Genomic DNA, 14520 nt, shown 5'->3' with positions numbered 1-14520 from the left:
GGCCTTTACCGACGCCTGATGGTGACACTTGTGGCATTGGTACAGATCTCTTGATTTGAGCTCGCAAAATTTCGAACCGCCGCAATTCGGACAACTAAAACCATGCGGCCATCTAAGTCTGAATAATGAGTCTTGGCACTTATCTTCGGTCCCATATTCGGACAGGAATTCGTGAATACTCTTTCCTTTTTGAAATTGGATCATATTTTTTGCCATGCTACACCTCCATCATATCTGGATAATCTTTCACATGCCTTAAGATAAGCATGGCGGAGTAAAAATGGTAATCAAATAAAATAATGTAGTTATGCCTCAGGCGGTTCGCTTTTTGAAAAAAGCTCCGCAAAAACTTTATGATTATGTGCTTAAAAAAACAAAAGTTCTGTTCCCCTTTAAGTGAGGAGAAGGATATATACAATAACCTTTTGATATTCAAATCTAAAAAGCTGACTCCGGCGGGTCGCTTTTTGGAAAAAGCTCGGCAAAAACTTTCAATGATATAAATAATGGGCTGTTATCATAAAAAAAACATAAAGTTTTTGAGGGGTTTGGGTATCTTTTTGCAAAAAGATACCCAATAAAATAAACTTAAAACAATTTATTCTACATATTTCGACATTTAACCAGATCAAGTCGGCATGACGCCGACGCCTTTTTTGGACTTTTTACGACCTTGTCATAAATAATCCGCTCGAAAATTTAAAAATCCGGCTACTCGTCCTTTTTGTTGTCCAGTATCTTTTGGTGATCTTTTTTCTTGCTCTCAAAAAGTTTCTCTTTCATTCCGGCTGCTTCTTCAAAGCCAGGATCAAGATACATCTCAATTTTGCCTCCCTGGACGTTATTTATATATTTTTTCTTTCTGTCATAAATGGCTTTTGCATCCTTGGTATCCCTGAGAATATGCGGAGTGAGGAACACGAAAAGATTGGTTCTTTCATTGCCGCTTGCAAGGGTTTTAAAGAGCCAGCCAAGTCCGGGAATATCACCAAGACAAGGAACCTTGTATTCGGTCTCAGAAAAACTGTTGTCTATCAACCCCCCGATTACGACAGTATTCTTATCCTCAACTATTACATTGGTATCAATTGTTCTTTTAAAAGTTGTCGGAGTAGTTGCCATCGTGGAAGACTTGGAAAGTTCATCAAGCTTTGTGACTTCCTGATAGATCTTCATTTTCACCCTGCCGTCCTTACTTATCTGAGGCTCAATCTTTAAGGTTATACCAACGTTTTTGTATTCGTAGTTTGCATAGGGAAGATCACCCTGGGTTGTTACCTTGGTCTGGTAAGGAACGTTTTTCCCCACATGTATTTCAGAAACCTGATTATCAGTGCCAAGCACATGTGGAGCAGAAAGAATATTAACATCCCTGTCCTTTTTATAGGCCTGGATGATTGCTGCTATATTCGGAAACTTTACGCCGCCTATGCTTACAAATTCCTCGCTGAAAATACCAAGGGAAGTTCCCTGGGGCAGAACGCCTGTTTTCACGGTATTGGTCAGATTATTATACCCTGCTCCTCCGAAACCGCCGCCTATACCGACCTTGTTCCCGTCTATGGATGTTTCTCCCATGACCATCCATTCGGTTCCAAGCGAAAATTCCTTTTCTACGCTCACTTCCATGATCAGACATTCGATGAGAACCATTGCCCTCGGGATATCTAACTTTTTGATGATTTCTTCAAGAACCGCGTAATCCTGCCTGTCTGCCATTATAATCAGACTGTTTGTGGATTTGTCAGCAGTTATCTTAACATCTCTTGATATGGGAGAACCGCCTCCTGATGCTGAAGCCGAAGAATTTGTGGAGGGTCTGTTAAAAGTCTGCTCTTTTTTCTCTTCGCCGTCAGTTGGAGTTGCGCTTGAACCGAAGGATGAAGTTCCTGAAGAACTGCTGCCTGATGATGAAGGCATGAACTGGAGAACCCTTGCCATCTCTTCTGAAGAGGCATGTTCAAGATAATATACATGCACTTTTTCGTCGCCTCTTGGCACCTCCTTGTCAAGCATGCTTATGAGCTTCCTGATCCTCTTGGTCTCAATCTCACTTGCCATGACAATAACCGTATTAACCCTCTCGTCTGCCACAAAACGGGGAGAATATTCCCCAAGTTTTTTTATTTGTGGTTGATTAGCTGTTTTAGGATCCTTGAAAATATTATCAAGGGTCTTTACAAGCTTGCCGGCTTCAGCGTTTTGAAGCGGAATTATGCTAATCTCCTGGCCAACGTCAGGAACATCGACATTATTTATTATCTTGAGGATTCTCTGGATATTTGAAGAAACATCAGTAACGATCAAAGTTCCTGTGGGTGGGTACGAAATCATGCTGGCGCCACCTGAAACAAGGGAAGCCAGAACCCTTTTAAGCTCCTCGGGGTTTGCATATTTGAGAGGAATTATCTGGGTCACGACCTTGTCTTCAGGATTTTTCTGGGATGTCCCCACAAGGGTCTCGACATTCTTGGTCCTTGCTTCGTTCACAGGGATAATTTTCAGATAATCACCATAATCCACCGTGGTATAACCATTAACCTCAAGAACGGATTCAAAAACCTGGTAAGCCTCATCCTTGGTTACTGGCTGGGGAGAATGAACAGTTACAAAGCCTTTGACTTTCTCATCTATTATAAAATTTTTACCGGTATGTTCACTAATGTATTTAATAAAGACCCTTATATCCGCCTTATTGAAATCAAGCTTCAGCTGTCCTTTGCTTTCCTTTACTGAAGCCGTGCCAGGCCCCGAGCTTTTTTCAATCGGAGCCGGGGTTGGCTGAACTGCCTTTGCTTCATCATTCATGACAGCTTCGGGAGGCCCTGCCGCATCAGGGTCTTCATTCACAACAGCTTCAGGCGGAATGGACGGTTCTTCCTGTATTTGCTTCTCATCCGCAGAAAAAGAAGTTCTATCAAGGAAAACCGAAGATGAAATCAGGACTATTAAAAGAAAAAAACATGACTTTTTCATCAAAAAAGCAAAAGCTCCTCTTTTGCCTATATTCCCACCGCAGAATTTATACATTGGAATTCATCTCTTTCTTTAATATTTCAAGCATGGAAAAAATTTGCTGTATATTTGACAAAGTCGCAAAAATCCGATTCCCGTCATTCCGGAGGGGCCTGTCCCTGTTATAACCGGGAGCCGGAATCCAGAAGTATCTATTAATACTAAAGATGCCGGGTCACGTTCGTCATGACGCTTACTTTTTTATGTGCATTTTTGCGAGGACTACATATTTTTATTCACTCAGATTGTACACAAGCGACACTGGTGTATCGCCTCTTTTGACCTGCATTTCAATACGGCTCGATGTTTTAAGGGATTCATACATTCCCATGACATCCTCAAATGTTTTTATTTCTCTGCCATCAATGGAAAGAATGACATCTCCGCTCTGGAGCCCTGCTTTCTTGAAGATGGAATTGGGCTGCACGCTTGATACAGCTATTCCGTCCGGCTTCCCGTCCGTAATATGCGGCTTCACGCTTATCTGGCGCATCAGGTTGTTGACATCTCCCATGGCTGACTCGACTTCTTTCCGATCAATGGGGATTTCTTTTCCATCACCTAATCTGGGCGGCATATCCAGCCGAATACCCGGCCTTCCTGAAGCAGTATCTTTTGAAGGGCCAGGGCTTTTATCAATTTTTTCCATCTGAAGGATTTCATCTGCGCCATCAACGGTCAGAACAACCTTTTCCCTTAAGATCATCTTTACAACAGAATTATTTATTTTGTCTCCTGTCTTGTATAACTGCTGGCTCTTGGATGATGAATCCTCAATTATTGCGCATGAATCACCATCAGTGGAATGGACCGTTCCCCAAAGTTTCAGGTTCAGCCCGGTATCCTTAAGATTTGAAACGTCTATTTTTTTATCGGTATTAGACTTTGAAGCAGCCTTAAAAAAATTTCTCTTCCCTATCTCAGAGTATGAAGTCAATGAGTCCATTTTTTTGGGGGCCTTTACAGCGGTCTTTCCAGAAGCATTTCCAGCCTTACTGTTTTTTGGGGCTTGATCACCGTAAAAACGGCTTTCAAAAAGGCTGTAGAAAGACTGAACTGAAAAAAAAGCCATCAGTGTTATAAATATTATGTTCAGGCCTATTTTGATGAATCTTTGATTCATAGCTCGCATTTCTTCAGTTAAATGAATATTTCGGATTGTCGATCGTTCCGGTCACAACAATCTTTTTTTTGCTTCCTGATTTAAAAACAGCGTCAATCATCATGTTTGGGGTGGAATCGGGATTGCTTTCCTTCCGGTTGATATTCAAAGTCAGATTAAGTCCTGACTTGCCTATATTGTTTGATATATTTATTTTCCCGATAGCATCACCGGAAAAATCACCGGCTGTAAAAACACATTTTTTAATATCTGCCACACCACCTGCTATTACTCCATCCGTAACCAGAGTGGCAGGGCTTAAATCAAGCCCGGACAAAAATGGAACAGAAATTCCGCCACCGCCCACATTAATGGAAAATTCACCGTCAAAGCCTTTTTCTCCTGATTGCAGAAGAATATCTGAGTCAACAATTCCTTTGACATCATATCCCTTGAAAACAGACTTCGGCATCTTTGAAAGATCCAGTTTTTTAATACTTGCCTTAGCTGCTTCAAGACTCTTTAAATCCTTGAAACCCGCATCTATCGACAAATTTCCGCCAAAAGCCGTGACCTCCGAATGGATTTTTTTTGAAATACCGATGATGGAAAGAATGGAGGGTCTTATTCGGACAAGTTCGGCATTTATTTCATCCATGCCCTTTATCGAAAAAACAGGATTAAGAAGCTCGATTCCGGGAGGAAAACTAATCTTTATCTTTTCTGCCGAAAGTCCTGATCCGGGAAAAGTTTCGGAGAACTTCTGGGTTACAAAAGAAGATACGATCCTGTCAGGAAAAAACAAAACAAGAAAAAAAAGAACCGCTGCCAACGCATAAACAAGATAAGGCCAAATACGTTTAATTTTATAGAAAATCCCTGACATCTTTTTCCTAATTAGAGACTATGAGCATGTTTGTATTAAGGAAGGCTTTTTCGCCTGTTGATCTTGTTACCGTAATATTTTCTATGACTCCCTGCCCTGATGTTTCAATTTTATGGAGAAAGAGAACAAGCTGATTAGCATCAATGGACTGAAATCTTACATCCACCCTCGATTTTTTCTTTCCGGTCTGGGGATCACTTATTTCAGAAGGATTGATAGACGCAAGACTTTCCTTGAGCCCGGTCTCCCTTGCGGTTTTCTCAACAAAGGAGAAGATGGATTCTCCGGTAATTGGGGCTTGATTGCCCTTTACTGAAAGAGTCCGGTATTTTTCCTGAAGTTCCCTCATCTCTCTTACAATGCCTGACTTGGCTTTTATTGCCTTGGCGGTCTTTTCCCTGTGACTCAAAAATGGTGAAATTATGGCGACCCAGAAAATAAAAATCAAAAAAGCACCGGCAGCTGCCGAAACAGCATATTTTTCCCTTTTGGCAAGCCTTGTCCAGAAAGCAGTCATTAAGTCTGAAGCCCCCTTTTAAGATTAAGTTTAAAAACAACCTTGCCGGTCTTGCTGTCGGAATTGACAGAATCAACTTTCACATCTGAAAATAGTTTTGACTCTGAAAGTGCTTTTCTTGCTGTTTCAGCCAGATCAAAGGAAGTCGCCTCTCCATGCAGCTGAATTTCATCAGAGAGTATAGTAACAGACGTCACTGTGATATCTATGTCAGTTTTTATTTTCAGGGATATTTCCTTTAAAATATCAAGTATCAGCCCTTTATCAGAATCTGCGCCCTGATTTTGCATAAGTGACTTCACTTTTACGGACATCTGCTGGTAAGGATCAACTATTTTTCTTGTATCAGGAAACGTTTCCATGAAAATGCTCTTGGTCTCTGCATCAAGTCTGTTAAGGGTCTTAAAGGCCGAGTATTCAGACACTCCAAGATAAAAAAACGACGTAAAAAAAGTAAGACAGGCGACAATAAAAGTATCTGACCAGCTTTTTCTCAGGCTTTTTAAAACCCCTGCCTTGAAAAAACCGGATCTTGCAAAATTAAGCAGCCCTTTTCCTGATGAATAGATAGACACCGCAGACAAAATATTCAAATATGCGGGAGATTCGGAGCATATTTTCCTGCATGAAAGCCCCCGGACAGAAAATGCCTGTTCAAGCATTTCCGTCCATGAGGCATCAAGCCATACAGGGTCAGTCATCCCTGATACTGAATACACAAAATCAGAAACTTCAAATTCTGAATCATGGTAATCACAATAATATGTGACGGTTCTAAACGACTCTTCGGAAATGAATGAAGGAAGAGGCATGCCTCCCTTTTTAATTGCAACTGATCTTACAAAAACGACTTCCCCTGATTTGATTATTGAAATTATTATGGAATCTGGGGAAGCATCAGCATAAACAAGACTTTTAGCCGAATTGATGCCAAAACCGACACCAAAATAATCTGACACCCCGCAAGCAAAAGCCGCGGCTGATGCATACCCGGAAACAGTCAAAGCGACAATCTCCATGCCATATTTCTTGAATAAATCAGTAACAGCATCAAGAAATTCACCGTCAATGCAGCACGCAAGAACGGAAGATGAATCTTTTCCTGATCCGGAAAAAAGCCTTACAAAGGACGACTGCATATTCTCTGTCTGAAACGGAACAAGAGTCTCCATTTCAAGATCAATCACCTGACGGATCTTGCTTTCTGATGTAAATGGAAGCTCAACCAGTCTGAATGAGGCCATAAGGGGTGAGATGGATAGTATGACAGGTCTTGGAACATGCTTAACGTCTGATAAAAGGTCCGGAAGAGATTGCTCAAGAATCTCAATGGAAAAAGAATCAGCAAGATCCAGAAACCTGTCTTCAATTATCTCGACATGGTTTCTGTCCGCTTCAATGACAGCAAGCCCTATTCTCTGCCGTCCGATTTCAATACCTATATATTCAGAAGTCATTATTCAGTTAGCTCATAAAGAAAACTTAAAGCAAAAATTGTCAGATAAAAGGATCAAAAGCCATAATCATTGATTGTCTATCAAAAAATCAGAAAAAGGCATAGGCGTCATGCCGGAGTTGATCTGGCATCCAGCATTTTCAGCCACTTCTGGATTCCGGCCTGCGCCGGAATGACCGAAATCGGACTTTTTGCGGCCTTGTCAATTCTATATTCACTTTTTTAAAGATGTGGATCTGTGCCTGTTTTAAGACTCGTCATTCTTTGGTTTAGCGGCTCCGTGAATCCACAGTGGCATGTCATGGCTGAACCATCTTGACAGAACGCGGCATTCAATTGAGCCCTGCTTATCATTGTTTTTTACTCTCTGCACGATGACGCTCTCGCACAATCCCTGTCCGCCTTCCATTTCTGCTGCTGCGTCTATCCTGAAAAAATCGCTTGAAAGTGTTATCAATTCGGGCTTTATGGTCAGATCTTCACATCCAGGAACGCTCTTGTACCAGTTTGCTTTTTCAAGATCATTTACAAAGCTGCCTTCTATCTTGTCATTCCTGAAAGAGGCAATCTCGGCTGCAAGCCCTTCCTTGCCTTCAGGAAGAATTCCGGCTATCACGACCTGGGAAGCTGTATTTATATTTATTTTTCCGTCAAAGGTCAAACCCTCATTATTCTGCCCAGGGATACCGCAATGGACTGAAAAAATTTCGGACGGATCAGAAAGCCCTGATTTCGTCAATTTTTCCCTCCCAAGATTCTTTACGAGAAAGATCTCGTCAACATAGGCAAGTCTCCCGTTCTTACAGGGATAAGGATTCTCAAGAGATCTGTAGTATGCATCCTCAGCTCCTTCAGTCCCTGTTATGGCCTCGTCATCTCCTGAATCCAGCCAGTCTTTGAGTGGCTCGATAAAACTTTCCGGTCTTGTTGATTCCGGGGAATCAGGGTCACTTTTAATGGCAAGGTCAAGAAAATGAATCCAGAATGCCTGTTGGGTCTCGTTGAAATACCTTGCCTCCGGATAATTAACAAGGGCGTTTACCTGAATCTTTGCCTTTTCATCCGAAATTCTGAGTCTTACCCTGCCCTTTTCAAAAGCCAGAGCCTGGGTCACGCCTTCAAGAAATTCCGGGTTTGCCCAATCCTCCTGAAGAGTGTCAATATTCGAATCCTTTCTGTCCTTGATAAGCAGAGCCATGGCAGCACTGATACCCGAAGATGTCATGGCTCGCATCTGTCCCCTTTCCTTGGAAACAGCGGCAGCTTCAAAATCACGCCTGACCTTGGTATTGATGAATATGGCCGCAGAAAGAATGGCAGCAACGACTGCAAGCGTTATGACAAGAGCGATGCCTTTTTCGTTATTTTTAAGGTTTGGATGTTTCTTTTTTTTCATTTTTTCCCGTTGTACTGCCCTGTACCGCATTCCCTCCGATATTATCAGGCTGCGCGATATTTTTCATTCTCTGCACCTTCACAGGGACAGATGCCTTAAAAAGAGCCTTTCCTTCCCCGGTTGACGACTCAAGCGCAACTGAAAAAAAAGCCGGAATCTCTCCATATCCTGATCCAGTTTCTGAATCGAATTGGTCTTGTCCAAGGCCTCTTGAGTCAATCGCCTCAATCTCAAATTTTGTAACATTTCTGCATAAAACAGGATCTCTTGGCGAATAGCCAGAACCATTATCAGGAAATCTTTTATCAGACCGTCTTAGTTCATATCTGCCGTCACTTGTCATGGAAACATATAAAATTATTTCTGACAGGACGCCCTGGCCCTCATCCGAGAATGAGGCATGGGCAGACGACACGAATTTTAAAGAAGAAAAACTTTTGCCTGAATACGTGGTTTTTTCGAGCTTCACAGCATAAGGATCAGGTTTGCCTTCTCTTTTCAGAAGATTGAATTCTGCTTCATGGGATACATAAAGACCATCAAGATCTTCGGATATCTTCTCGATGGCGCTTCTCCCCTGCTCATATGGCAGATCCCCGTGTTTTACCGTTTCAGCGCTTGTAAGTACCGTCCTGTAAGCACCGTAAATCATGGACATGACAAGCGCAAAAATGAAAATTGAAACAAGCAGCTCAATGAGGGTAAACCCCCTATCACTCCCAAGCTCTTGAACGCTTCTTATAGGCTGATAATACTCTTTATGGTTATAATTTATTTTCAGCGGGAAAGAGCCTCCGGCGGGTCGCTTTTTTAAAAAAAGCTCCGCAAAAACTTTATAATCATGGCAAATGCCTAAAAAATGAAATTTTCATTATTTTCTGATTCTTTGTTTTCTGCCCAGCCAAACATACCGAGGATAGTGAATAGCCCTGGCATTTTATACTCACTGATTCTGCACCATTTTGTAAAATACAATACGATAGTCCAGATTATCAGGAACAAATCTTACAGTTAAATCAATCTTTGACAGCATTTCGAACCAGACATATGTCTCATTACCGGACATTCTTGTAATATTGGCTGTCCATTTCCATCCCGAAAACTCATCTCCGAAATCACCTGACATTCCTGCCCTGTAACCATCTTTATCGAGTTTTTCCACGGCCACAGAAGCAAGGTAAGGAGCAACCGAATAAAATCTTGATACAGATCTGAGGGCAAGTGACTGGGAAACCATTTTAAGGGCAGCTGTAAATACAATGGAAATTATGGCAACCGCGACAATGACTTCAAGGAAGGTGAACCCTTTCCTGTCCGAAATATTTCTCAATCAGCCCTCCCATGATGCGTGGCCGCTGATGACCGGGACATCGTCAAGGAAAGGATCCATTCTGTAAGATAAAGATTTCCCGTCCTCGTTTGTGTGAATGATGACTCCGTCCGAATATCCGCCCCTAAAAAAAGCAATTCTAACAACGCCGGAATCAACCCTCAAACCGGAAATGAATTCCACGGATATTATATTGGTATCACCCTCAAGCTTCCTCGCATTCTTATTCTTTTCACCCTTGTCAGACCCTGTCCATACGGTCTCAGAATCAAGATCAATATACATATAAAACTCCGCACCACCGCCCTTTGATAATGTCTTGAAGTTTTTGGCATTTGCTATGAACCAGCTGCCAAAGGCAGTGTTTCTCTTTTCAAAACTGGTTTTCAGAGATGGAAGGGCAAAGGAATAAAGAAGGCCGAGAAGGGCAAGAACTGCCATCAACTCTATGAATGTGAAACCCTTTTCTGAGTTTTGTCTTTTAAAAAGCATTATCCTTGGGCATTACGGACTATAATGATGAAAATATTAGATTTAGCAGGTCTACAAAAGGGCCTCTTTAGCAAAAAAAACAATTCGTAGTAGGTCGGGTTAGAGCGCCCTTTGCTCGTAACCCGACCAAATCTTAAACAGGCAATATTGCTGAATTAAAGACTCCTACTACTGAATCTCCCAGCTGTTGATATCAGCATCAATGCCTTCTCCTCCGGGAACACCGTCTGCTCCGTAGCAGAGAATATCATATGGCCCGTGGGATCCAGGGCTCAAATATATATAATCATGTCCCCAGGGATCAGGGGTTATCTTTGATTTTTCCATATACCCTCCTTCCCTCCATTTTGAGGGAACAGGCGGGATTTCAGGTTTTGTGATCAAAGCATCAAGTGACTGCTCTGTGCTTGGATAGGTTCCGTTATCGACCTTATATAATTTCAGGGCGGTTTCAAAACCTGAAATATCAACCTTTGCCTTTGTTATTTTTGCGTCGTCCGTCCTTCCTATGAGGCGCGGCGCTGCAATTGCAGTCAAAAGAGCAAGAATAAAAATAACAACCATAAGCTCTATAAATGAAAAGCCTTTTTCGTCTTTAAAAACAAAATTTGTCTGATTCATAAAAACTCCATATAAAATTGCAAATATATTCCCATCAAGAGCAATAATCATTTACAGCATTTATCAGGTTATTACAAGCCAAGCCAGAATCCTTAACGAAATTATGATTCTTTTGAAACAGCTTGCATATAAAAGATTTTTTACACTTTTATCACTACTTGACATGCGACACGATAAAAAAGCATAATACCGCCTGAAAAATCATCGGCGCCATTATGAATTTTACAATTTAAGAACCAATACGTCCCGACCTGTCGGGACTGTCCTTTTTCGAAAGCCTTTCATGTCAAAAAAAGACAAAGCGAAACAAGAAATCCAGGCAGTCCATCCGGCCAAAACCGGATCCGCCAAAATAAAAAAAATAATCATCATCGCCGTGATTATTGTCGTTTGCGCTGCAATTGGCGCCGGAGCATTCTTTTTTCTTAAAAAAGGCAAAGAACAGATAGAATACTCAAAAAAAGAATACAAAAACCTGGCCATCCCTGAGGAGATGATAAAATTCACATTTGACGTGCTTCCAAACCTTTATGTAGAGCTTGGAAAACTCAATGATGAAGTTGACATCATGGATGCTGAAATAAAAAGGCTTGAAGAAATTGAAACCAAGTATCCAAAGCAGAAAAAGATCCCTACATCCGAGAAAAAAAACATCGAGAGGCTGAAAAAAAGCACCCAGACTGCTATAAGCAAAATAGAAAAAGAAATAGAGACCGCTTTTGTCATGTCCCTTGTTGAAGAGTCAAAGGGGCGTCAATATGCAAAGGAAAGACAGCCTGATCTTGAGCAGCTTGCAAAAGACTCTCTGGCCCAGATAAAAGGCTCTGAGCCTGAAAAAACAGAAGATGCCGAAGAAGAACCAAAGGGGTTCATGGGAAAAATCAAATCACTTTTCAAGAAAAAAAAGAAATAATTAATTATGAGTAGAGACGATTTATTCAATATTGCTTCTTACCTTCCTGAAACTGCAGCAAGACTTCCATTTAAAAAAGCTGTCATATACCCGCATTCCAAGGACAGATACGGAAGAATCTCATATACGCATTTTACTTTCAGGCAGCTTGACATGGAATCGGACGCCGTCGCAGCCGGTCTTATAAAAAATGGCATTTCAAAGGGAGTCAGAACCATCCTGATGGTCAGACCGAGCCTTGAATTTTTTGTTCTGACATTCGCCCTTTTCAAGGCAGGGGCTGTTCCTGTTGTTGTTGACCCTGGGATGGGACTCAAACGGATGCTGGAGTGCCAGATGGAAAGCAGACCAGAAGCGTTCATAGGCATTCCCCTTGCCCATGTCCTCAGAACTGTTTTCCCCAAATATTTCAGCACAGTTCGAAGGGCCGTGACAGTCGGAAAGAAATGGTTCTGGGGCGGTCTGACTTATAATGACATCAGAATCCCTGATACAGAACCTGTAATGACCCAGACAAGAAAAGATGACACCGCAGCCATCCTTTTCACAACAGGAAGCACTGGCCCTGCAAAAGGCGTAGTATATACACACGGAGTTTTTGGAGCGCAGATCAAGCAGATCCAGTCAATGTTCGAAATAGGGCCCGATGAAGTCGATCTGCCGACATTTCCGCTTTTTGCTCTTTTTGACCCGGCCCTCGGCATGACCGCAGTCATTCCTGACATGGATCCGACTAAACCTGCCAAAGTCAATCCTGTAAAAATAATAGAAGCCATCAACAATCACGGAGTAACAAACATGTTCGCCTCCCCTGCTCTCTTAAACAGAGTAGGAACATATGGAGAAGATCATGATATTAAAATTCCATCCATGCGAAGGGTAGTTTCGGCGGGAGCGCCTGTTCACCCGTCAAATATTGCAAGATTCAAAAAGATGCTGAATGAGGAATCAGAAATATACACCCCATATGGAGCAACCGAGGCTGTTCCCATAATAGCCATATCCAGTTCTGAAATACTTTCCGAAACAGGAATGCTCAGCGAACAGGGTTATGGCATGTGCGTCGGAAGACCAATTGGAAATGTGGATGTAAGAATCATCAAAATTACTGATGCCCCAATCGAAGACTGGTCTGACGATCTTGTGGTTGCCCAGGGAGATGTGGGCGAAATTACAGTCAAAGGAGAAGTTGTGACAAAATCATACCACAACAATCCCAATGCGGATAGAATCTCTAAGATTGAGGATCACGATTCGTTCTGGCACAGAATGGGGGATCTCGGCTGGATGGATTCGTCAGGAAGAATATGGTTCTGCGGCAGAAAAAGCCACAGGGTCGTGACAATAAGCCAGACCCTTTACACCATTCCATGCGAGGCTATTTTCAACAATCACCCTGCCGTATTCAGAAGCGCTCTTGTGGGAACAGGGCCAAGAGGAGCGCAAATTCCAATCATATGCATTGAGCTCAAAAAAGGCGTTGCCTCATCCAAAACCGAGCAGATAAGAAATGAACTGCTCGAAATAGGGTCTTCAAACCCGCTCACGGAATCAATAAAAACCATCCTTTTCCACGATGATTTCCCGGTTGACATAAGGCACAACTCAAAAATTTTCAGGGAAAAGCTTTCAGTATGGGCAGAGGAACAGACATGCACGAAAAACTGAATATTCTCGTAACAGGCGGCGCAGGTTTTCTTGGCAAGGCAATAGTAAAAAGACTCGTTTCCAGAGGGTATAATGTAACCAGCTTTTCAAGGGGGTTTTATCCTGAGCTTGAGAAAATGGGCGTCAGACAGGTTCAGGGAGATCTATCTGACAAAAAACATGTAACGGAAGTCTGTTCAGGAATGGACGGCGTTTTCCATGTCGCTGCCAAGGCAGGGGTCTGGGGATCTTACGAGGAATATTTTGATACCAATGTAAAAGGTACTGAAAACATAATCGAAGCCTGCTTTTTTCATAAAATCCAGAGACTTGTTTATACAAGTTCCCCAAGTGTGGTTTTCAATGGTTCAGATGTGGAAGGAGGAGACGAAAGCCTTCCTTATCCTGATAGTTTTCATGCCCATTACCCGAAAACAAAGGCCATTGCAGAAAAACTTGTGATTGAGGCTTCAAAAAAAGGGCTTAGATCAATTTCTCTTAGGCCCCATCTTATCTGGGGGCCTGAAGACAATCATCTGGTTCCGAGAATTCTTGCAAGGGCAAAAAGGCTTGCAAGAGTTGGAAATGAAAACAAGCTAGTTGACACTATTTATGTCGATAATGCAGCGCATGCTCACATGCTTGCCTTTGACAGACTCGATGAAAACCATGATTTGTCTGGAAATGTTTATTTCATAAGTCAGGATGAACCTATTCCATTATGGGATATGGTCAATGCGATTCTTGCAGCTGGTGGCAAAGAACCTGTAACAAGAGTTGCCCCTGCGTCAGTGGTTAAGGCTGCGGGTATTATTTTTGAAAGCGTTTACGGTTTTTTTAAAATCAAAAAAGAACCTCCGATGACAAAGTTTGTGGCTGAAGAGCTTGCAACGGCACACTGGTTCAATATTTCAAGGGCAAAAAACGACCTCGGTTATGCACCTGAAATCAGCACAACAGAAGGCTTGAAAATACTTAAAAACTGGCTTGATAAAAACAATGTTCGCAATTAATTATCAAACCTGAACTTGACCTTTAATATGCTGATGATTATAATAAAAATGCTGAGCAAGACTCTAAATAAATATTATTAATCAGAATAGATATTCGGCCAATTGAACGAATAATGTTTAGTAAAAGTGACT

The 14520-nt window shown here is 41.9% G+C and carries 14 protein-coding genes; 3 read left to right on the top strand and 11 right to left on the bottom strand.

Going from position 1 to position 14520, the window contains the following annotated elements:
* The 11 genes from K245_RS27260 to gspG form a co-directional block, all read right to left on the bottom strand.
* A partial coding sequence (locus K245_RS27260; RefSeq protein WP_027358070.1) for a transposase occupies window positions 1–216 on the bottom strand: 216 nt, incomplete at its 3' end.
* A 495-nt stretch (window positions 217–711) separates the two neighbouring features.
* Complete coding sequence (gspD, locus tag K245_RS24045) at window positions 712–3030, bottom strand: type II secretion system secretin GspD (protein ID WP_051284051.1); 2319 nt, start codon at window positions 3028–3030, stop codon at window positions 712–714.
* A 217-nt stretch (window positions 3031–3247) separates the two neighbouring features.
* Window positions 3248–4138, bottom strand: a complete 891-nt coding sequence (gene gspC / locus K245_RS0111315; protein ID WP_027359380.1) for a type II secretion system protein GspC — start codon at window positions 4136–4138, stop codon at window positions 3248–3250.
* 13 nt (window positions 4139–4151) lie between these two features.
* Complete coding sequence (gspN, locus tag K245_RS0111310) at window positions 4152–5003, bottom strand: type II secretion system protein GspN (RefSeq protein WP_027359379.1); 852 nt, start codon at window positions 5001–5003, stop codon at window positions 4152–4154.
* A 7-nt stretch (window positions 5004–5010) separates the two neighbouring features.
* On the bottom strand, window positions 5011–5520 hold the full coding sequence (gspM, locus tag K245_RS0111305; RefSeq protein ID WP_027359378.1) for a type II secretion system protein GspM: 510 nt from the start codon (window positions 5518–5520) through the stop codon (window positions 5011–5013).
* Window positions 5520–6977, bottom strand: a complete 1458-nt coding sequence (locus K245_RS0111300; protein ID WP_027359377.1) for a GspL/Epsl periplasmic domain-containing protein — start codon at window positions 6975–6977, stop codon at window positions 5520–5522. The genes gspM and K245_RS0111300 overlap by 1 nt, the downstream gene beginning before the upstream one ends.
* 246 nt (window positions 6978–7223) lie before the next feature.
* Window positions 7224–8372 carry a type II secretion system minor pseudopilin gene (locus K245_RS0111290; protein WP_027359376.1) on the bottom strand — a complete coding sequence of 383 codons (1149 nt, stop codon included), beginning with the start codon at window positions 8370–8372 and terminating at the stop codon, window positions 7224–7226.
* Window positions 8344–9114, bottom strand: coding sequence for a PulJ/GspJ family protein (locus K245_RS0111285; RefSeq protein WP_269545274.1), 771 nt, complete (start codon window positions 9112–9114; stop codon window positions 8344–8346). The genes K245_RS0111290 and K245_RS0111285 overlap by 29 nt, the downstream gene beginning before the upstream one ends.
* Before the next feature lie 201 nt (window positions 9115–9315).
* A complete protein-coding gene (locus K245_RS0111275; protein ID WP_027359374.1) occupies window positions 9316–9702 on the bottom strand; it encodes a type IV pilus modification PilV family protein in 387 nt (128 codons plus the stop codon).
* Complete coding sequence (locus K245_RS0111270; RefSeq protein ID WP_027359373.1) at window positions 9703–10194, bottom strand: type II secretion system protein; 492 nt, start codon at window positions 10192–10194, stop codon at window positions 9703–9705.
* A 168-nt stretch (window positions 10195–10362) separates the two neighbouring features.
* Window positions 10363–10815 (bottom strand): type II secretion system major pseudopilin GspG, encoded by a 453-nt coding sequence (gene gspG, locus K245_RS0111265; RefSeq protein WP_027359372.1) that lies wholly within the window; start codon window positions 10813–10815, stop codon window positions 10363–10365.
* A 283-nt stretch (window positions 10816–11098) separates the two neighbouring features.
* Here gspG and K245_RS0111260 point away from each other — a divergent pair, with 283 nt between their 5' ends.
* The 3 genes from K245_RS0111260 to K245_RS0111250 are packed head-to-tail and all read left to right on the top strand — an operon-like array spanning window position 11099 to window position 14388.
* The gene (locus K245_RS0111260; protein WP_027359371.1) at window positions 11099–11728 is read left to right on the top strand and encodes a hypothetical protein; all 630 of its coding nucleotides are present in this window, start codon (window positions 11099–11101) and stop codon (window positions 11726–11728) included.
* 6 nt (window positions 11729–11734) lie between these two features.
* Window positions 11735–13396 (top strand): fatty acid CoA ligase family protein, encoded by a 1662-nt coding sequence (locus tag K245_RS0111255; RefSeq protein ID WP_027359370.1) that lies wholly within the window; start codon window positions 11735–11737, stop codon window positions 13394–13396.
* On the top strand, window positions 13363–14388 hold the full coding sequence (locus K245_RS0111250) for an NAD-dependent epimerase/dehydratase family protein (protein WP_198013879.1): 1026 nt from the start codon (window positions 13363–13365) through the stop codon (window positions 14386–14388). Before K245_RS0111255 ends, K245_RS0111250 begins: the two co-directional genes overlap by 34 nt.
* Window positions 14389–14520 lie beyond the last annotated feature (132 nt).

This window comes from Desulforegula conservatrix Mb1Pa (genome assembly GCF_000426225.1).
Taxonomy (GTDB): Bacteria; Desulfobacterota; Desulfobacteria; order Desulfobacterales; family Desulforegulaceae; genus Desulforegula; species Desulforegula conservatrix.
This window is presented reverse-complemented; position numbering and strand designations above follow the sequence as displayed.

What these genes read in the sequence shown, in the direction of transcription:
- K245_RS0111260 (WP_027359371.1), top strand. Translation starts at nt 11,099, where the DNA reads ATGTCAAAAAAAGACAAAGCGAAACAAGAAATCCAGGCAGTCCATCCG.
- gspG (WP_027359372.1), bottom strand. Translation starts at nt 10,815, where the DNA reads ATGAATCAGACAAATTTTGTTTTTAAAGACGAAAAAGGCTTTTCATTT.
- gspM (WP_027359378.1), bottom strand. Translation starts at nt 5,520, where the DNA reads ATGACTGCTTTCTGGACAAGGCTTGCCAAAAGGGAAAAATATGCTGTT.
- K245_RS0111270 (WP_027359373.1), bottom strand. Translation starts at nt 10,194, where the DNA reads ATGCTTTTTAAAAGACAAAACTCAGAAAAGGGTTTCACATTCATAGAG.
- K245_RS0111255 (WP_027359370.1), top strand. Translation starts at nt 11,735, where the DNA reads ATGAGTAGAGACGATTTATTCAATATTGCTTCTTACCTTCCTGAAACT.
- K245_RS0111250 (WP_198013879.1), top strand. Translation starts at nt 13,363, where the DNA reads ATGGGCAGAGGAACAGACATGCACGAAAAACTGAATATTCTCGTAACA.
- K245_RS0111300 (WP_027359377.1), bottom strand. Translation starts at nt 6,977, where the DNA reads ATGACTTCTGAATATATAGGTATTGAAATCGGACGGCAGAGAATAGGG.
- gspN (WP_027359379.1), bottom strand. Translation starts at nt 5,003, where the DNA reads ATGTCAGGGATTTTCTATAAAATTAAACGTATTTGGCCTTATCTTGTT.
- gspD (WP_051284051.1), bottom strand. Translation starts at nt 3,030, where the DNA reads ATGTATAAATTCTGCGGTGGGAATATAGGCAAAAGAGGAGCTTTTGCT.
- gspC (WP_027359380.1), bottom strand. Translation starts at nt 4,138, where the DNA reads ATGAATCAAAGATTCATCAAAATAGGCCTGAACATAATATTTATAACA.
- K245_RS0111290 (WP_027359376.1), bottom strand. Translation starts at nt 8,372, where the DNA reads ATGAAAAAAAAGAAACATCCAAACCTTAAAAATAACGAAAAAGGCATC.